Origin of the sequence: Paractinoplanes maris (genome assembly GCF_023544465.1) — a bacterium.
GTDB classification, from domain to species: Bacteria; Actinomycetota; Actinomycetes; order Mycobacteriales; family Micromonosporaceae; genus Actinoplanes; species Actinoplanes maris.
In genome coordinates this window covers 277,367-295,633 of the sequence record NZ_JALPVL010000006.1, presented here as the reverse complement: position 1 = coordinate 295,633, position 18,267 = coordinate 277,367, and the positions used below count along the sequence as shown (strand labels likewise).

The 18,267-nt window shown below is 69.7% G+C and carries 18 protein-coding genes and 1 tRNA gene; 11 read left to right on the top strand and 8 right to left on the bottom strand.

Annotated features, from left to right (window positions below; genetic code table 11):
• The first annotated feature begins 4 nt into the window (after positions 1-4).
• Positions 5-1,135 carry an acetyl-CoA C-acyltransferase gene (locus NAG42_RS19280; protein WP_250031752.1) on the top strand — a complete coding sequence of 377 codons (1,131 nt, stop codon included), beginning with the start codon at positions 5-7 and terminating at the stop codon, positions 1,133-1,135.
• Positions 1,136-1,193: 58 nt separating this feature from the next.
• Positions 1,194-1,631 carry a hypothetical protein gene (locus NAG42_RS19275; protein WP_250031751.1) on the top strand — a complete coding sequence of 146 codons (438 nt, stop codon included), beginning with the start codon at positions 1,194-1,196 and terminating at the stop codon, positions 1,629-1,631.
• 1 nt (position 1,632) lies between these two features.
• Here the strand turns inward: NAG42_RS19275 and NAG42_RS19270 are convergent, their stop codons facing one another.
• Positions 1,633-2,502: a transketolase family protein gene (locus tag NAG42_RS19270; RefSeq protein WP_250032131.1), complete on the bottom strand. Its 870-nt coding sequence runs from the start codon at positions 2,500-2,502 to the stop codon at positions 1,633-1,635.
• An 8-nt stretch (positions 2,503-2,510) separates the two neighbouring features.
• Positions 2,511-3,188, bottom strand: a complete 678-nt coding sequence (locus NAG42_RS19265; protein ID WP_250031750.1) for a thiamine pyrophosphate-binding protein — start codon at positions 3,186-3,188, stop codon at positions 2,511-2,513.
• 45 nt (positions 3,189-3,233) lie between these two features.
• Here NAG42_RS19265 and soxR point away from each other — a divergent pair, with 45 nt between their 5' ends.
• The gene (soxR, locus tag NAG42_RS19260) at positions 3,234-3,674 is read left to right on the top strand and encodes a redox-sensitive transcriptional activator SoxR (protein WP_250031749.1); all 441 of its coding nucleotides are present in this window, start codon (positions 3,234-3,236) and stop codon (positions 3,672-3,674) included.
• A 44-nt stretch (positions 3,675-3,718) separates the two neighbouring features.
• Here soxR and NAG42_RS19255 read toward each other — a convergent pair whose 3' ends face one another.
• Entirely contained in the window at positions 3,719-4,387 is a 669-nt protein-coding gene (locus NAG42_RS19255) for a response regulator (RefSeq protein ID WP_250032130.1), read from the bottom strand.
• A complete protein-coding gene (locus tag NAG42_RS19250) occupies positions 4,384-5,562 on the bottom strand; it encodes a sensor histidine kinase (protein WP_250031748.1) in 1,179 nt (392 codons plus the stop codon). The genes NAG42_RS19255 and NAG42_RS19250 overlap by 4 nt, the downstream gene beginning before the upstream one ends.
• A gap of 158 nt (positions 5,563-5,720) precedes the next feature.
• Between NAG42_RS19250 and NAG42_RS19245 the strand changes: the two genes are divergently transcribed.
• Entirely contained in the window at positions 5,721-6,509 is a 789-nt protein-coding gene (locus tag NAG42_RS19245; protein ID WP_250031747.1) for a CPBP family intramembrane glutamic endopeptidase, read from the top strand.
• Between the two features lie 34 nt (positions 6,510-6,543).
• On the opposite strand, the gene NAG42_RS19240 is transcribed toward NAG42_RS19245, so the two are convergent.
• Positions 6,544-6,628 (bottom strand) — tRNA-Ser (locus NAG42_RS19240).
• 216 nt (positions 6,629-6,844) lie between these two features.
• Between NAG42_RS19240 and NAG42_RS19235 the strand changes: the two genes are divergently transcribed.
• The 4 genes from NAG42_RS19235 to NAG42_RS44925 all read left to right on the top strand — a co-directional run bounded on the left by NAG42_RS19235 (position 6,845) and on the right by NAG42_RS44925 (position 11,832).
• Complete coding sequence (locus tag NAG42_RS19235) at positions 6,845-8,704, top strand: RICIN domain-containing protein (protein WP_250031746.1); 1,860 nt, start codon at positions 6,845-6,847, stop codon at positions 8,702-8,704.
• A gap of 74 nt (positions 8,705-8,778) precedes the next feature.
• Positions 8,779-9,738: an NAD(P)H-quinone oxidoreductase gene (locus NAG42_RS19230; RefSeq protein WP_250031745.1), complete on the top strand. Its 960-nt coding sequence runs from the start codon at positions 8,779-8,781 to the stop codon at positions 9,736-9,738.
• Between the two features lie 251 nt (positions 9,739-9,989).
• Positions 9,990-10,508, top strand: a complete 519-nt coding sequence (locus NAG42_RS19225) for a DUF4352 domain-containing protein (RefSeq protein ID WP_250031744.1) — start codon at positions 9,990-9,992, stop codon at positions 10,506-10,508.
• A 349-nt stretch (positions 10,509-10,857) separates the two neighbouring features.
• Positions 10,858-11,832 (top strand): C40 family peptidase, encoded by a 975-nt coding sequence (locus tag NAG42_RS44925; RefSeq protein ID WP_250031743.1) that lies wholly within the window; start codon positions 10,858-10,860, stop codon positions 11,830-11,832.
• A gap of 23 nt (positions 11,833-11,855) precedes the next feature.
• On the opposite strand, the gene NAG42_RS19215 is transcribed toward NAG42_RS44925, so the two are convergent.
• On the bottom strand, positions 11,856-13,052 hold the full coding sequence (locus NAG42_RS19215) for a GAF domain-containing sensor histidine kinase (protein WP_250031742.1): 1,197 nt from the start codon (positions 13,050-13,052) through the stop codon (positions 11,856-11,858).
• A 344-nt stretch (positions 13,053-13,396) separates the two neighbouring features.
• On the opposite strand from NAG42_RS19215, the gene NAG42_RS19210 reads away from it, so the two are divergent.
• Complete coding sequence (locus tag NAG42_RS19210; RefSeq protein ID WP_250031741.1) at positions 13,397-13,927, top strand: YbhB/YbcL family Raf kinase inhibitor-like protein; 531 nt, start codon at positions 13,397-13,399, stop codon at positions 13,925-13,927.
• A 56-nt stretch (positions 13,928-13,983) separates the two neighbouring features.
• Here NAG42_RS19210 and NAG42_RS19205 read toward each other — a convergent pair whose 3' ends face one another.
• Entirely contained in the window at positions 13,984-14,700 is a 717-nt protein-coding gene (locus tag NAG42_RS19205) for a class I SAM-dependent methyltransferase (RefSeq protein WP_250031740.1), read from the bottom strand.
• Between the two features lie 250 nt (positions 14,701-14,950).
• Between NAG42_RS19205 and NAG42_RS19200 the strand changes: the two genes are divergently transcribed.
• Positions 14,951-16,936: a DUF6311 domain-containing protein gene (locus tag NAG42_RS19200; protein ID WP_250031739.1), complete on the top strand. Its 1,986-nt coding sequence runs from the start codon at positions 14,951-14,953 to the stop codon at positions 16,934-16,936.
• A gap of 55 nt (positions 16,937-16,991) precedes the next feature.
• Positions 16,992-17,372: a VOC family protein gene (locus NAG42_RS19195; protein ID WP_250031738.1), complete on the top strand. Its 381-nt coding sequence runs from the start codon at positions 16,992-16,994 to the stop codon at positions 17,370-17,372.
• On the opposite strand, the gene NAG42_RS19190 is transcribed toward NAG42_RS19195, so the two are convergent.
• Positions 17,369-18,076: a pentapeptide repeat-containing protein gene (locus tag NAG42_RS19190; protein WP_250031737.1), complete on the bottom strand. Its 708-nt coding sequence runs from the start codon at positions 18,074-18,076 to the stop codon at positions 17,369-17,371. The two genes, NAG42_RS19195 and NAG42_RS19190, sit on opposite strands and share 4 nt — an antisense overlap.
• Between the last annotated feature and the right edge of the window lie 191 nt (positions 18,077-18,267).

Below are 18,267 nucleotides of genomic sequence, written 5' to 3'. Positions count from 1 at the left end.
ATCCATGCGTGATGCGGTGATCGTCGGAGCGGTGCGGACCCCGATCGGCCGGCGGGGCGGTGGTCTGGCCGGTGTGCACCCGGTGGAGTTGTCGGCCCACGTCCTGCGGGCGCTGGCCGAGCGCAGCGGATTCGAGCCGGCCGACGTCGACGACGTGCACTGGGGCTGCGTGTCCCAGGTCGCCGAGCAGTCCTGGAACATCGGGCGTAACGCCGTGCTGGCGGCCGGGTGGCCCGAGTCGGTCCCGGGCACGACCATCGACCGGCAGTGCGGCTCCAGCCAGCAGGCGCTGCACTTCGCCGCCGCGACGGTCATCTCGGGCCAGGCCGACCTGGTGGTGGCGGGCGGGGTCGAGTCGATGACCCGGGTGCCGATGGGCTCGAGCGGGCAGGGCGCCGACCCGTACGGCGAAAGTGTGCGCACGAGATACGGCGTCGACTCGTTCGACCAGGGTGTGGGCGCCGAGATGGTCGCCGAGCGCTGGGGCTTCTCGCGGGCCCAGCTGGAGGAGTTCGCGCTGTCCAGCCATGCCGCGGCCGCCCGCGCGCAGGATTCCGGCGAGTTCGACGCCGAGATCGAGCCGATCGCGGGGGTGAAGCAGGACGAGGGCATCCGCCGCGACACGACCTCGGAGAAGCTGGCCACGCTGCGGACACCGTTCAAGACCGACGGCCGGATCACCGCCGGCACCGCCTCCCAGATCTCGGACGGCGCCGCGGCCCTGGCCGTCACCACCTCGGAGTGGGCCGCCGCGCACGGGCTCCGGCCGCTGGCCCGGGTGCACACCGCCGTCATCGCCGCCGCCGATCCGGTGATCGTGCTGACCGCCCCCATGCCCGCCACGGCCAAGGCCCTCGCCCGGTCGGGGTTGTCGATCGACGACCTCGGCGTCTACGAGGTGAACGAGGCGTTCGCGCCGGTGCCGCTGGCCTGGCTGGCCGAGACCGGGGCCGACCGCGCCCGGCTGAACCCGCGCGGTGGGGCGATCGCCCTCGGTCACCCGCTCGGGGCATCCGGCGCCCGCATCATGACGACGATGCTGCACCACATGCGACAGTCCGGCGTGCGATATGGCCTGCAAACCATGTGTGAGGGGGCAGGCATGGCCAATGCGACGATCGTCGAAGCTTTGTAACTCGACATTCATCACCCGGCGGCAGCGTCTTCCCCGGGAGGCCACCGTTAAACGCCACATGGACGTGTTCTCCCGTACGTTCCTTCCCGCTGCCGCCGAGGCCGGTGTCGCCCTCCCGACCGTCAGCCGGCACCTGCCCGTCGTGCGCCGCTGCGTCGAGTCCGACGAGACCACCGTGCTGGTCGGGCGATGTCTGCGCCCCGAAGCGCCGCTGGCCGGCGAATTCATGCTGGTGCTCACGCATCGCCGGCTCGTGGTCACCCAGGAGACCAAGGTGCTGCACCGGCTGCGGCTGCATCTCAACGCCAACCTGCGGCACCTGAGCAACGTCACGTGGAGCCCGACCACCTCCCGGACGGCGCTGGACATCGCGGCGACCGCGGTCGACGGGGTGCGCGAGCGGTTCCGGATGCGGCTCGGCAACCCTGAGACCGTCTGGCACATGGACGGCCTGCTGCGTGAGGTCTTCCACACCAAGCACGCGCTCGCGGCGTAGCTCAGCTCAAGAAGTCCATGATCGACGCTCGGAGGCCCGGGGCGTCGAGGCCGTGCTCGCGCGCGTGGTCGCGCCACGAGCCGTACCGCCGGACCTCACGACGGCCGACACCCAGGTGCAGGGCCCGATGCGGCACGCCTTCCAGAGCGGCGCTGACCGCGGCCGCGGATGTGCCGGCCAGATACGGCTCGACGACGACCACTTCGCCCCCGGTGAGCGCCCGCAGCCCCTCGGCGTCGAACGGGCGCGGCCGGTTGGTGTAGGCCACCGTCACGTCGAGCCCGGTCGTCGCCTCGAGCACCGGGTCGAGCATCGGCCCGACCGCGACCACGAGGGGCCCGCCGCGGCGCAACACGACCAGCCGCCCGGCGTCCGGGTGGGCGCGGTCGTTCTCCTGCAGCCCCAGGCGCACATAGACCCGGTCGTCGTGCCGGGCCGCCTCGCGCAGCATCGCCGGCACCTCGTCATGGTGCCCGGGCACGTGGACAGTCCAGCCCTCCAGCGTGTCGAGCAGCGCGACGTCACCCGGTGACTGATGCGTGTAGCCCTCGGCCGAGGCGTCGTACGACCCGCCGATGGTGACCACGACCGCGCCCACGTCCTGGTGTCCCAGGTCGAGCTTGAGCTGCTCGTAGGCCCGGTCGACGGCGAACGGCGCATACGAGTGCAGATAGGGCCGCATCCCGGTGAGCGCGAGCCCGCCCGCGACGCTCGCCATCAGCTGCTCGCGGATGCCCACGTTGAGCACCCGCTCCGGATGCCGGCTTCGGGCCGGGGCGAACGGTTCGGCCGAGATGTCGGCCAGCACCAGGGCCGTCCGCGGGTCGTCGTCGAGCAGCTCGGTCGTGGTGGCGATGAAACTCTCCCGCATCATCGGGCTCAGCTCCCCTTGCGTTCGACGGTGGCGACGATCAGATTGGGGCGGTTGTGGCGGGGCTTCAGCGCGTGTTCCAGCCGGTCGCGATCGCGTCCACCCACGACGGAGACGTCCCAGCCGGGGAACCGGGCGGCGATCCCGCCGGGCCAGCCGTGCGTCGACGACTGGTTGTCGATGACGATCGCCGTGATGGGCAGGCGCGTCGCGGCGGCGTACGCGATGCCCTCGTGGTTGGAACCCTCGTCGAGCTCGGCATCGCCCAGGAGCACGAAGGTCCTCGTCCGGGTGAAGCCCTGGGCCCGCAGGCCGAGCGCGACGCCGATGCTCAGCCCGAGACCGTGCCCGAGCGATCCCGTGCCGGCCTCGACCCCGGGGATGCGCACCCGGTCGGGATGATGGCCCAGCGGGCTGTCCCAGCCACCGAGGTCGTCCAGCCACTGCTCGGGAAAGAAGCCCTTCGCGGCCAGTACGGCGTAGTAGGCGGCCGGGCCGTGCCCTTTGGAGAGCAGGAACCGGTCGCGGCCGGGCGCGTCGGCGGTCTCCGGGCTGACCCGCAGGACGCGGTCGTAGAGCACCCAGAGCACGTCCAGCGTCGAGTGCGCGCTCGGTGCGTGTTTCTCGTCCCCGGTCAGCCTGTGCAGCAGGGGACCGAGGCCGGATTGCACTGCTGTCGCTGTCATGGAGATAGGCTGCAAGTTGAAGTTCACTTCAACTCAAGGGAAACGATGGAGACGCTCACCATAGGTGACTTCGCGGCTCGCAGCGGGGTGGCGCCGTCTGCTTTGCGATATTACGAGCGTGAAGGCCTGATCCGCTCGGCCCGCACGTCGGGCAACCAGCGACGGTACGAGCGGACCGAGCTGCGGCGGGTCGCGTTCATCCGGATCGCCCAGCAGGTCGGCGTCTCGCTCGACGAGATCCGCGCCGCGCTGGCCGAGCTGCCCGAGAACCGCACGCCGACCCGGGCCGACTGGGCCCGGCTGTCGGACCGGTGGCGGCACCGGCTCGAGGAGAAGATCGCCCTGATGCAGCGCCTGCGCGACGATCTCTCCGGCTGCATCGGCTGCGGCTGCCTGTCCCTGCACCGGTGCAAACTGATCAACCCGGACGACCGCCTGGCCGGCGACGGCCCGGGAGCGCGGATCCTGCTCGATCCGGCCGGCTGAGGGCCGGACCGGTACGGGCGGCGACGGCGACCGGACGGGTCCGGTCAGGGGCGGATCAGCCCGGAGCGGTAGGCGAGCATCACGAGTTGCGCGCGGTCCCGGGCGCCCAGCTTGGTCAGCAGGTGGCTTACGTGGGTCTTCACGGTGGAATAGCTGACGTACATCTCCGCGGAGATCTCCATGTTGGACAGTCCGCGGGCGACGGCGGCCAGCACGTCCAGCTCTCGCTGGGTCAGCCCGGGCAACGTCGGCGATGCCGGGCGCTCGTTCTGCGGTGTGCCGGGATCGCGGCCGACGTAGTGCTCGATGAGCCGGCGGGTCAGGTGCGGTGACAGCAACGCCTCGCCGCGAGCCACCGTCTTGACCGCGGCGATCAGGTCGACCGGCGCGACGTCCTTGAGCAGGAAGCCGCTCGCACCGGCCCGTAGCGCGTGATAGACGTACTCGTCGGTGTCGAATGTGGTGAGCACCAGCACCCGGACGCCGGCCGTCTGCGGGCTGGTGGTCAGGTGCCGGGTCGCCTCGATGCCGTCCATCTCCGGCATCCGGATGTCCATCAGCACCAGGTCGGGCCGCAGCACCCGGGCCGCGGCCAGGGCCTGTACGCCGTCCGCGGCCTGGCCGGCCACCTCGATGTCCGGGTCGGAGTTGAGGATCAACGAGAAGCCGCTGCGCAGCAGGGGCTGGTCGTCGGCGACCAGGACCCGGATCACGGGGTTCCCGTCCACGCCTCGAGCGGCTCGATCACGAGCGTGGCGGTGACCAGGTAGCCGGCCGGTGTCGGCCCGGCGGTGAACTCGCCGCCGTACATCGCGACCCGTTCCCGCATGCCGGTCAGGCCGTGGCCTGCCGGCGGCGCCCCGCCCGCCGGCCTCGCCCGGCCGTCATCGCTGACCTCGATCGCCAGCCTCCCGGGTGCGTAGGTGAGCAGCACCCGGGCCCGCCGCGCGTCCGCGTGTTTGATCGTGTTGGTCAGGGCCTCCTGGACGACCCGGTACGCGGCCAGTTCCAGGCCGGCCGACACGGCCGCCGGCGTGCCGCTCACCCGCAGCTCGACCGGCAGGCCCGCGGCCTCGACGCGGGCCACGAGCGCGGGCAGGTCGGCCAGGGCCGGCGCCGGTTCCCGCTCCGAGGCGGTGCCGTCGGCCTCCCGGAGCACGTTCAGCAGCCGTCGCATCTCGGCGAGGGAGGTGCGCCCGGTGCCGCGCAGCTCTGCCAGGGCCTGACGCGCGTCGGCGGGGCTGCTGTCGATCAGGTGCTCGGCCACCCCGGCCTGCACGACCATGACGCTGAAGGCGTGGCCGAGAATGTCGTGCAGCTCCCGGCTGATCCGCAACCGTTCCTCGGTGGCGGCGTGCGCCGCTCGTTCCCGGGCCAGATCGAGCTGGCGGCCGGACTCGGCCGCCTGCGCCGCGTGCGACTCACGCCGCTCCCGGACGCCGGTGCCGATCACGCCGCCGGCGACGAGCAGGGCGAGCTGGACCACCGCGCCCTCGACGCTGAGGTCGATCGGGCGCAGCGCCAGGGCCAGCGCATACCCCACGAGGGCGAGGGCGACGGCGAGCCGGGCCGCGCGGCGGGTGTCCCAGGCGACGACGGTGTAGAAGGCGACGAGCACGCCGATCGGCACCGCCCCCACGGAATACCGGGCGCCGATCAGGCCGAGGAACCCGGGAAAGCACGCCGCCAGGGCGACCAGCGGCGCCCGCCGGCGTACGGCCAGCGGGACCACCGCGGCCACGGTGAGCAGCACCGACACCACGTCCGGAGCGCGATTGGCCGGCACCGCGTCGATGCCGGTGACGTGGATCGCCACCGCCGCCACCGCGCAGCCGAGCGCGATGACGAGATCCCAGCCGCGCTGGGCCCGGGTCGTGACGACGGACATCCTGACTCCCTCCCTCACTCGGCCGGCGCGTTCACCGTAGTGCCGGGCAGGCACCGCAAACGTCGGTCTGCAGAACGAGATGAGGCATGGTCTCGAGGAGGAGAAGCGCGGGTCCGGGGACCGACGACGAGCCGGCCGGTCCCGGCGATCGTGGGGCCATGACCGTATTGAGGCCTACCGCTGAGCCCGGCTCCGTCCGGCTCTTCGCCCGCCGCCGCCCGTTGCTGACCTTCTTCGTCCTGGCCTGCGCGCTGTCCTGGTGGCCCGGCCTGCTCTACATGGCCGGGTGGTCGTCGCTGCCGATCGCCGGGTTCGGCCCGTTCCTGGCCGCGCTGGCCGTGCTCGGGTGGACCGAGGGGCGGGCCGGGATCGGCCGGCTGCTGCGCAGCATGGTGCGCTGGCGGGTGTCGCCGTGGGCATACGCGGCCGCGCTCGGCGTGCCCGCCCTGGCCAGTGGCGCCGCGATCGCCGCCGTCATCATGACCGGCGGCAGCCCGGACGCCGCGGCGGCGGCAGACTGGACGGCGATCCCGGCGACCTTGGTGCTCATCCTGCTCATCCCCGGAATCGGCGGCGCCTGGGAGGAACCCGGCTTCCGCGGTTATGCGCTACCCCGGCTCGAACGCCGCTTCGGCATCTTCGCCGGCCCGTTGCTGCTCGGCGCGTTCTGGGTGGCCTGGCACCTGCCGCTGTTCCTGGCCGGGCAGATCCTGTTCACGGACGTCCTGACGATCATCGCGGCCAGCGTCGTCATCGCCGGCGTCTTCCAGTCGGCGCGGCAGAGCGTACTCATCGCCATGCTGCTGCACGCCACCAACAACGCGGTCGGCGGCGGCTACGCCAGCCCGTTGTTTCACGGCGCCGACTCGCTGCGCCTCGGACTCTTCACCGCCGCGGTCTGGTGGATCTTGGCGATCGCCGTGATGGTGCTGCGCAAACGAGCGTAGTCGCAGGTCAGCGGGGCCCTTTTCCGTGCTTGAGCGGAGGGCGTGGGATTCGAACCCACGAAGAGTTTCCCCTTACCGGTTTTCAAGACCGGCGCCATCGGCCACTAGGCGAGCCCTCCTGATGGTGCGTTCATAGTCTGCCAGACGGCATGAGCACGTCGGCGAGGAGCCGCGAGGAAACTTGTATTAAGACTCTTAACAGGGCTATGAGCTGCTGGAACGCGCTCTCTGGAACATTTACAGGCGTTGACACAACATCGATGTTCGTGTTTATGGTTCAGAGCCTTAACCCATCCCGGCCAAGGCCCCCACCTCCGGCAAGGGAGTCCCCCGTCATGTCCATCCCCAGAAAGATCGGGTGGGTCGCGACAGCGGCCGCGGTCGTGTCGTCGACCGTCCTGAGCGCACCCGCGGCGTTCGCCGCCAACGAGTCGGTGAACGTCTATCTGACAACGACCAGCGACAGCGGCGGCCGCACCGTCACCCGCGGTCTCCAGCAGCAGTCCCCGATCGCGTTCGCGAGCAGCAGCGGGTCGGCCAACCAGACCATCACGGTCAACGAGAACAGCACCTACCAGCAGTTCGAGGGGGCCGGGGCGTCGATCACCGACACCGCGGCCTTCAACATCCGGGGTAGCGGCGCGCTCTCCGCGGCCACCCAGAACGACGTGATGACCAAGTTGTTCAGCCCCACCGCCGGCATCGGGGTGAGTGCGATCCGCAACGTCATCGGCTCGTCCGACCTGGCGCAGAACAACTTCTCGTACGACACGACGTGCTGCGACCTGAACGACTTCTCGCTGACCCGCGACGCCGACGTCATGGCGCTGACCAAGCAGGCGGTCGGCCTCAACCCGGCCGGCTTCGTGATGGCCTCGCCGTGGTCGGCCCCGCCCTGGATGAAGGACAACAACGCCTACAGCCAGGGCTATCTGCAGGCGCAGTACTACAAGGCGTACGCCCAGTACTTCGTCCGCTACATCCAGGGTTACCAGGCCCAGGGCGTGCCGATCCGGTATGTCACCTCGCAGAACGAGCCGGGCTGCTGCCCCGGCTACCCGTCGATGCAGTGGCCGGTCTCGGGTCTGCAGTCGTTCGCCAAGAACGACCTGATGCCGGCTCTGCAGGGCGCCGGGCTCACCACCAAGCTCCTCATCGGAGACTGGAACTTCGACACGTACGACCAGTGGGTCGCCCCGCTCGTGAACGACAGCGCGATCCGCAACCACCCGAACTTCGGCGGCATCGCCTGGCACGACTACGGCGGCAACCCGTCGACCGCTTCGACGGTGCACAACCAGTTCCCGTCGGTGAACATGTACATGACCGAGCACTCCGGCGGCACCTGGGTGACCGACCAGCACGCCGAGGACATGGGCGACCTCATCGAGTACTTCCGCAACTGGGGCCGCGCGTGGACGAAGTGGTCGCTCGCCGTGGACCAGAACATGGGTCCGCACAACGGCGGCTGCGGCACCTGCACCGGGCTGGTGACCGTGCATCGCGGTGGTAGCCGGAACGGGCAGGTCGACTACACCATCGAGTACTACACGATGGGTCACCTGACCAAGTTCGTGCGCCCGGGAGCCGTACGCATCGACTCGAGCGCGAACGGCACGGTGCCCAACGTGGCCTTCCGGAACACCGATGGATCGAAGGCCCTGATCGCGTACAACAGCAGTGGGAGCGCGCAGAGCGTGAAGGTCAACTGGGGCGGGCAGTCGTTCGTCCACAACCTGCCCGCGCGCACCTCGGCCACCTTCACGTGGAGCGGCTCCCAGTCGGGCACCGGCGGCGGGGGCAGCGGCCGGACCGGCACGATCACCGGTCTGGGCGGCAAGTGCCTCGACGTGACCGGCGGCTCGACCACCAACGGCACCCTGCCGCAGCTGTGGGACTGCACCGCGGGCAACACCAACCAGCAGTGGACGGTAAGCACCGACGGCACGATCCGCGGCCTGGGCAAGTGCCTCGACGTGGCCGGCAACTCGACGGCCGACAGCGCGGTGGTCCATCAATGGGACTGCATCGGCTCGGTGGCCAGTCAGAAGTGGACGGTGACCGCGGCGCGGGACATCGTGAACACCGCCTCGGGCAAGTGCCTCGACGTCAAGGACAACAGCAGCGCCAACGGCGCGAAACTGCAGCTCTGGACCTGCACCGGGGCCGCGAACCAGAAGTGGGCGACACCCTGATCGTTCGATGAGGGAAACGGCGGAGCCTTCGCGCTCCGCCGCTTTTCGTCGTACCGGTCGGGCAAGCTGGACCCATGCAAGCGATCGTGATCGAGGACAAGCAGCTGGTTCCGCGTGAGGTGCCCGACCCCGAGGCCGGGGCGGGCGAGGTCGTCGTCGACGTCACCGCCGCGGGGGTCAACCGGGCCGACGTCGCCCAGCGTCAGGGCCACTATCCGCCACCGCCCGGCTCCTCGCCCTATCCGGGTCTCGAGTGCGCCGGGGTGATCAGTGCGGTCGGCCCGGGGGTGACCGGCCGGCACGTCGGTGAGCGGGTCGGCGCGCTGCTCGCCGGCGGTGGTTACGCCGAGCGGGTCGCGGTGCCGGCCGGGCAGCTGCTGCCGGTGCCGGCCGGGCTCTCGCTGACCGAGACGGCCGCGCTGCCCGAGGTCGCCTGCACAGTGTGGTCGAACGTGGTCGACCGGGACCGTCTCCGCAAGGGGCAGACGCTGCTGGTGCACGGCGGGGGCAGCGGGATCGGCACGTTCGCGATCCAGCTCGGCCACGCCCTCGGGGCCTCGGTGGTCACAACCGCCCGGGCGAGCAAGCACGACGTCCTGCGCCGTCTGGGGGCCGACCTGGTGATCGACTACACCACCGACGACTTCGTGGCGGCCACCCGCGACTTCAACGGCCGGGGGGCCGACGTGATCCTCGACATCGTCGGGGCGAAATACCTGAGCCGCAACATCGAGGCGCTCGCCCCGGACGGCCGGCTCTCGGTGATCGGCATGCAGGGCGGCCGCCAGGCTGAGCTCGACCTGGGCGCGCTGATGGCCAAGCGCGGATCCGTCTCGTCGACCAGCCTGCGGGCCCGACCACCGGCCGACAAGGCGCGGATCGTCGCCGGGGTGACCCGCGCGGTCTGGCCGCTGATCGAGGCCGGGGCGATCCGGCCGATCATCGAGACCACGATGCCGCTGGCCGACGCGGCCGAGGCGCACAAACTGATGGAGTCGAGCGACCATCTGGGCAAAATTCTCCTGACTCCGTGATTCAAACTCACGCTTTGGAGTGAATAAAAAGGAGGTTACTGCGACTTTGTCCGCTTTTTTGCGGCGCGGCGACACGGTTTGCGTCGGCGGACTGCCCAGCATGGTGTGACTCCGGCCGAGCGATCGGCCGGGCAACACCGGGAGGTCTCGTGACCAATACGCCGCTGCGTCCCGCGCGGGCTGCGCCTCGAGCGCCGGCCCCGCGAACACCCCGGCGCGGGAAAGTGCCGTGGGTTGCGGGTGGAGCGTTTGTGCTGCTGCTGGCCGGGGTAGGGACATATTTCGCGTACCGGACACCGGCTGAATCTCGGGTCCCGCCGACGCTCACCGCCACGGCCGGCGACATCGCCGCGGTGACGCGGGATGCTGTCCCGGCTCAGGCGGCGGTCACGGCCTCCGAGGGAACTCTCGCGATTTCCATCAGCAAGACCGAGTGCGGGGTGACGGAGGTTGGCCCGGCCGACCTCCCGCTCCCCGCCGAAGGTGAGTTCTGCCTGGTCACGATGACTGTGCAGAACACCGGGAAGGAGCCTCGCCTGCTCGATCCGGGCGCCCAGCGCGCGGTCGACGAGCACGGCCGTTCCCATAGGGTGGCCGAACAGGCCGCAGTGCTGATGAACGACCAGGATCCGTCGCTTCTCGACGAGATCCCGCCGGGCGCGACCCGGCACGGCGTGGTCCCGTTCGACGTGCCGAAGGGGATCCGGCTGGCAGCCTTCCAGCTGCACAAGTCGCCACACAGTGCGGGCGTCCGGGTGTCGTTGTCCTGATCCCAGGCATATTTCGAGATCCACGATCACCGATCGAGTGCGTGAATCGCATTCTTTCTGCCGATGGGCGAGGGTGATTGTGCGATTTCGGCCCCGAAACATTCCTGTTCTGTGTTGGCATGGTCGACGGAATTAACGAGTAGTCCGGGTTCCCATTGCTGTCCGTCATAGGGCGGCGACGGCGTGGCGCACGCTATTGCCACGTCGAAGGGATTCGCGCGAGTGCCCCGGACCGATGTCGGAGGCAACACTGCACTGTCCGTCCCCGAGCCGGGCACTCACCGCCGGCGCTATCGCGCTGGCCGTCATCTCACCGGCTCTAGACCCTGTCGAGCACGTTGCCGAGGCCGTGCCCCCTGCCAACCCGGTCGGTCCCGATACCGCCGAGAATCTGAGGATCGAGGAGCGCAGCACCACAGCCGAGCCTGCTTCCCGCGCCGCCCCCCGGCGCTTCTCCCTGGCCCGTCACGCCGCTCCCGCGGCCCGGGCCCTGACCAATCCGTTCGCCCTCCCGGACGGCGGCCAAGCCCTGCGGGCAGCCGTGGAACTGGCCGTCGTCGACGAGCGGGAGGCGTTGCGCACCGTCGAGACGCTGGCCGCGGTCGAGGTACGCGACCAGTTGCGGGGCGACCCGGCCGAGCTGGACGACGTCCTGCCCGGCGAGGTCGTGGACGGCAACGAGGCCCTGCTCGCCGCGGCTGAGAAGACCGCTCGCGAGCTGGCCGCCCGCCGGGCCTTGCAGATCCGCAAGGCCAAGCTGCGCGCCCTCCGGGAGGCGCAGCGAACCGCTGCGATCGCCACCGGGAGCCCGCAGACGGACACCTCGACGTACGACCGGAGCTGGGACCGGACGGACGACCGGAGCTCGGACCGCATGGACGACCGGAGCTCGGACCGGACGTACGACCGGGTCGCACCGCGCCACCGGCGGTCGGTCGCCGTCAAGCACGCGACCGTCAAGCGCGGCCAGCGGGTCATGCCGCTGGGCAACGGGATGACCGCGGTCATCGCGTTCGCCCGCTCGCAGGTCGGCAAGCGGTATGTCACCGGTGGCCTGGGTCCGGGTGGTTTCGACTGCTCCGGGTTCACCAAGCGGGCGTACGCGATGGCCGGCATCCGGCTGCCGCACTCGTCCGGAGCGCAGGCCGCCCGGTCCCGGTCGGTCTCGCGGTCGCAGGCCCGTCCCGGCGACCTGGTCGTCGGTCCCGGGCACGTGGGCATCTACATGGGCCGCGGCATGATGATCGACGCGGGAAACCACCGTACGGGTGTGGTCTACCGCAAGGTGTACGGCGGCCTCCGGGTCGCCCGGCTCGCCCGATAGCGGATCGACCCTGCCGCGCTCTCTCAGCGCGGCAGGGTCAGCCGCACGCTCGTACCCCGGCCGGGCTCGCTCTCCAGGTGCACGCTGCCGTGGTGGGCGTCGACGATCGACTTGACGATGGCCAGGCCGAGCCCCGGCCCCTGGGCCGCCATCACCTCGGCCGCGGCGCACCGATAGAACCGGTCGAAGACATGCGGCAGTTCCTCGGCCGCGATGCCCACCCCGTTGTCGGTGATGATCAGCTCCGGCTCGCCCTCGGCGGTCGAGTCGACCGTGATCTCACCGTCCGGGTGGGTGAACTTGATCGCGTTGACCAGCAGGTGGTTGAGCACCTGGGCCAGCCGCTTGGCGTCGCCCCGGGCCGGCGCCGGGCGCAGGGTGCGGTCGCTCAGCTTGACCCCGCGAAGGTCGGCCAGTCCCCGGCACGCCGCGACCGCCTGGTGGGCCAGGTCGGCCAGGTCGACCTCGGCCACGTCGAGCTGAATCCGGTTGTCGGTCATCTTGGCCACCATCAGCAGCTCGTCGATGAGCCGGAGCAGCCGGTCGGAATTGCGGGACATGACCGACAGGAACCGGCGCGAGGTCTCGGCGTCGAAGTCGTCCTCGAGCAGCATCTCCAGATAGCCGCGGATGGTCGACAGCGGCGTCCGCAGCTCGTGGCTGACCGTGGCCAGGAACGAGTCCTTCATCCGGTCGACCTGGCGCATCTGGTCGGCGATCTCCGCCGCGTGCCGGGCATAGCGCCGCAGCTCCAGCTGCACCGACGCGTGCCGGGCCAGGCTGCGCAGGGCCCGCCTCTGCGCGGCGGTGAGCACCCGCGGCTCGTGGTCGATGACACAGACTGTGCCGACCGCGTACGTCGCGTCGAGCACCACCGGCGCCGCGGCGTAGAACCGGATGCCCAGCGACTGGGCCCCCGGGTTGTCGGCGAACCGGGCGTCGGCGGCCGAGTCCGGTACCTCGAGCAGGTCGTGCGACATGATCGTGTGCGCGCAGAAGGAAAGGTCGCGCGGCACCCCGTCGAGCTCGGTGCCGACCTTGGCCTTGAGCCACTGGCGGTCGCGGTCGACGAGGCTCACCAGACCCACCGGCGTCCCGCAGATCTGCGAGGCGAGCAGGGCGATGTCGTCGAAATCCTCCTCCGGCCCGGTGTCGAGCACCTGAGCGTCGTGCAGGGCCGCGAGCCGGCCCACCTCGTCGGGAGGCAAAGGCGCCCTCATCCGTCGATCGTCTCACCCGCGGCGACCGATATGGCCGGAATCCTTGGACCGCTACTGCGTTCTGCCCGGACAGCAGTCGGCACCCGCCTCGAGGCGGGTGCCGACTTGCCGGTCGCTTGTCGCGTCCTCAGCGACCTATCACCACCAGGCACGGGGATCTCGGCCACGCGCACCCGGTCGGATGTCGGACAGAATCATCACCCGGCCGCCGCGTTGGTATACGCACCGGCTGTGCGTCCGCCCGATCGGGTGACAGCGCACGTCACCCGAGCGAAAGGCGGGCGATACGGGAACGGACTACTCTTCGTGCGGAGAAGGTCCGTTTCCCGCCGGAGGACATCACGATGAGTCTCGAACGCGCCGTCGCCCCGGATCCGTACGATCTCCTGCCCCCGGTCCCGTCCTTCACGGTGACCAGCACGGACGTGACCGACGGCCGGCCGCTCGACGAGTTGTTCGCCCACACCAGCGTGGGCGGTAAGAACCTGTCGCCGCAGCTCGCGTGGTCGGGTTTCCCCGACGAGACACGCGGCTTCGTGGTGACGTGCTTCGATCCCGACGCACCCACCGGCAGCGGGTTCTGGCACTGGGTGCTGGTCAACCTGCCGGTCGGCACGACCGAGCTGCCGCGCGGCGTCGACCCGCTGCCGGCTGACGCGTTCTGCGTGCGCAACGACTACGGCGAGAGCAACTACGGCGGGTCCGCGCCGCCGCCCGGCGACCGCCCGCACCGCTACGTCTTCGCGGTGCACGCGATCGACGTCGACAAGCTCGAGGTCCCGCCGGAGGCGTCGCCCGCCTACGTCGGCTTCAACCTGGCGTTCCACACGCTGGCCCGGGCCACGATCCGGCCGACCTTCCAGGTCAAGGGCTGACTGCCGGACGAAAAAAGGGCCGCCGGATCACCCGGCGGCCCTTTCTGCTGTCTGGGTCAGGCGGCCGGCGTGCGCGCCACGACGAAGACCGACTGGCCGAACGGCGGCTTCACGATGCTCTCGGCGGCCTTGGTCACCGGCAGCACGATCGAGTCGTACACCTTGACCATCGGGCCCTCCTTCGGGGCGAGCTTGAAGATGCTGGTCGCGCCGTAGTAGCCGATCAGGCCGAGCGCGTTCGCGTAATGCATCTTCTCGATCTGCAGACCGGCGCCCTCCATCGCGGCGCGCATCGTCTTCTTCGTGTAGCGCCGGATGTGGCCGGTCGCGATGTCGACGTTGCTCATCGCGAACATGAACGCCGGCACGATGATGATCACTCGACCGCCCGGGCGCACCAGGTCGGCCATGCTCCGCAGCGCGCCGACGTGGTCCTCGATGTGCTCGAGCACGTTGTACGACACCGCGGCGCTGTACTCACCGTTGGCGTCGGGCGACGGGAGCAGCATCTGCCGCACGTCGATGTTCGGGTAGTCGGCCATGCGCTCCTTGAGCAGCACGAGCCGGTCCGGGTCGGCTTCGGTCGCCGTGAACCGCGGAAGGTGTTCCGCCCACTCGATCGCGTAATCGCCGAGGCCGCTGCCGACCTCGATCGGGTTGTCCCCGAGGTACGGAAGAGCGAGCTCGACGAACCACCGGCGGTGGTTCACGGCCATGGCGAGGCCCTCGAGCACTTCGGACTGGATCCGCTGGTCTCCAGTGATGTCTGCCATATGTAAGGTTCCCTCGTCTTGCCGATCCGAGCTGACAGCGGGACCGGAAGAGTTAACCATCTCTGCTGCCCAACCGAAAGTTGAGGCGGTGCCGGGCCCTCTTTATTTGCCTGATTGAGACATAGTACGACGGGTACCCGGGCGGGTTGCTTCTCTTGCGGGGCCCTAATACACCGTTCATATCGGGTCGATCACGCATGGGCCGCTCGTCACTGCGCTGTTACCAACCTCGGTTAAGCTCGCCCTCGCTATGACGATTACGGGTATTGACTCGACAGGCCAGTCGGCCGGCGGGAACGTGCTGCCGCCCGGTCAAGTGACCGAGGCCGAGGATCTCGAGGCCGAGCTGATAGCGCTCGGGACAGACACCACGACGACCGCTCCGACGACCGTCATACCCGACGTCGAGGCCGCCCCTGAGCAGGTCGGGAAGCCGTCAACGCGGTGGTGGAGGCGCCGGCCGGACTGGCGCGACGTCCTGGCGGCAGTGACGTTCGTCGTTGTCGCGCTCTACCTCACCGCGCCGTTGTGGCTCAATCTCGATCAGCAGTTGCGAGACGATCCACAGGATCAGGCTTTCTTTGAGTGGATGCTGGCGCATGGTGCTCGCGTGCTCACCGATGGCGCATATCCGTTCTTCTCCGATCGCATGAATTACCCCGATGGGGTGAACATGATGGCCAACACCTCGGTGCTGGCCATATCGCTGCCGATGACGCCGGTCACTCTGCTCTTCGGCCCCCATGTGTCATTCAACGTATTTCTCACTCTGGCGTTGGCACTCACCGGTATCTCGTGGTATTTCGTGCTCTCCCGCCAGTTCGTATCGTCGCGACTCGCGGCCTGGATCGGTGCGCTCTTCTGCACCTTCGCGCCGAGCATGGTGTCGCACGCCGGTGGTCACCCCAACATCGTCTCGCAATTCCTGGTCCCGCTGATCATCTGGCGCACGCTGCGGCTGCGTCAGCCCGGCCGGGCCGTCCGCAACGGGCTGATCATGGCCGCCCTGCTGATCTGGCAGGCGTTCATCAATCTCGAGGTCCTCTTCATGACCGCGGTCGGGCTGGGCGTGTTCTGCCTGGTCATGGCCGTCGCGCGGCGTAGGGCCCACCGCGGTGAGGCCCGGCGTTTCCTCCAGGGCCTGGCCGTCGCCGGCATCGTGACACTGGCCGTGCTGGCCTACCCGCTGTCGGTGCAGTTCTTCGGCCCGCAGAGCTATCACGGCCTGCCGCAGTTCGTCCGGAACTTCGGCGCCGACCTCGCCTCGTTCACCGCGTATTCGAGCCACTCGGTCGCCGGCAATACGATGACCGCCGAGCGGCTCGCGCAAAACCCGGCCGAGGAGAACGCATTCTTCGGCTGGGGTCTGGTGATTCTCTTCGTCGGGCTGCTGGTCTGGATGCGCCGCTCGGTGACGGTTCTCGCGCTCGGGTCGCTGGCCCTGCTCTTCGCGGCGATGTCACTCGGACCGCGAATTTTCCTCAACGGCATCAACACCGGCATCCCCGGCATCTGGGCGGTTCTGCACAGTGTTCCGGTGCTCAACTCGGCGGTGCCGACCCGCTGGGCGATGGCCATCGCGCCGGTCGTCGGCATCCTGCTCGCGCTGGGCGTCCAGCGGGCCATCGACCTGGTGCGCTCGCAGCCGGCCGCCCGCGGGCCGGTCCGCGTCGCCATGATCACGGCGATCGCCATGGCGCTCGTCCCGCTCGTACCGGTGCAGTTGAAGACCGCGCCGATGGCGCCGGTCCCCGAGTTCGTGACGTCCGGCGCCTGGAAGCAGTTCGTCGACGACAACCACACCGTCGTCACGCTGCCGCTGCCCGACTCGAGCTACCCCGACCCGCTGCGCTGGACGGCCACCACCGGCCAGGACATGCGCATCGCCGGCGCGTACGCCCTGCTCCCCAACCAGAACCCGCTGAACCCGAGCGACCGCACGGCGCTGTTCTCACCGCCGTGGCGCCCGACCAGCGGCCTGATGGCCTCGATCCGCCAGGGCAACCCGATCCCCGAGATCAACGACACCCGCCGCGAGATGACCCTGGCCGACCTGCGCTACTGGAAAGCCGGCGCTGTGGTCCTGACCCCCCAGGTGCGGGACATCGAAATGCTGCGCGCCATGACCGGCCTGCTGGGCTTCCAGCCGACGTGGACCGGCGGCGCCTGGGTCTGGGACGTCCGCCCCCTGGTCGACGACCCCACCGCGGTGCTCACCGGCCCCGACATCGGCTGACCGTTCCGACGGCGTCATGCCACCCCTCGTGGCATGACGCCTTAGGCTTCCCGGAATGGCGAGCCGGATCGGGGACATGGTCATCGACTGTGCGGATCCGGAGCTGATGGCCGCCTTCTGGAGCGAAGCGCTGAACTACCGCATCTTCGCCCGCGACGAGACCGGCGTAGCCATCCGCGGCGCCACCACCAGCCCCGACATCCTCTTCATCCGGGTCCCCGAGCCCAAGCCGGCCAAGAACCGCCTGCACTTCGACATCTGCCCCACCGACCGCACCCAGTCCGACGAGCTCGACCGCCTCCTCACCCTGGGCGCGCGACCCTCAACAATCACGGCCAGCGGCTCCTGGATCGTCCTGCAAGATCCGGAGGGCAACGAGTTCTGCCTGATGTCCCAGCAGATCCCGGCCGAGCCGTCGCCCTTCCACGACGCCTAGGGCCAGCCCCGGGTCGTCGCGTCGGTGACTGCTTGATCCGCGTTGTAGAGACGGCCGAATTCCGCCCCGGTCAGGTCGGCCCCCCGCAGATCGGTGCCTTTGCGGAAGGCCGGATTGCCGGAATCGACCCGGCCGACGTTCGCCTCCTTGAGGCTGCTCCCGACCAGGCGTGCTCCGCGCAGGTCGGAACCCTCCAGCCGGGACGCATACAGATCAGCGCCCTCCAGAAGGGCGTCGCGGAGGTAGGCCCTCCGCAGATCAGTGCGCGACAAATCGACTGGTCCCGCGTCAGCCACGGGAGAGCGGCAGACGACGGTGAGCGCAGCCTGGGCATCCGCCTTGTGGAGCCGCAAAATCGGCACGGCCCCGCCGACACCGATCTTGTCGGTCGGCAACGACGTACGGATGAAGGCAGCCAGCGTGGCCGCGACATATTGCCGGTGCTCGGGCGAATCCCGGGCGATCCACTCCAGGGCGTAGATGCCGCCCAGCCGCAGGTGCAGATTGTCGCTGCCGAGGTGGGCCACGGCCCGGTTGAACCGATCGGCGACCTGCGCCGAATAAAGCAGCTCGACCTGCCGCACCTGATATTCCTGCTGCAGCGCGATGGTCTGTCCCTGCCGCCGATAGTTGAGCAGCCCGACGACAAATGTGGCGGTCGCCCCGATCAACGACACCACGAGGGCAGTCGCTCCCAACCCCATCGCCTGCTCCTCCCGCCGCCTGGGCGAGAGTTTGTCACCGCCGACTGATGATCGGCATCGATCGGTCGGCCGGAGACCGTACGGCGGGAAGGGTTTTCCTTCCGCGACTCCTGGGAGTCGACAGTTGTCGATACGGTGACGATTTCTGCTTCCGGACGTCGGGACGGCGCTCGCCATGGCTAAGTCGCGGC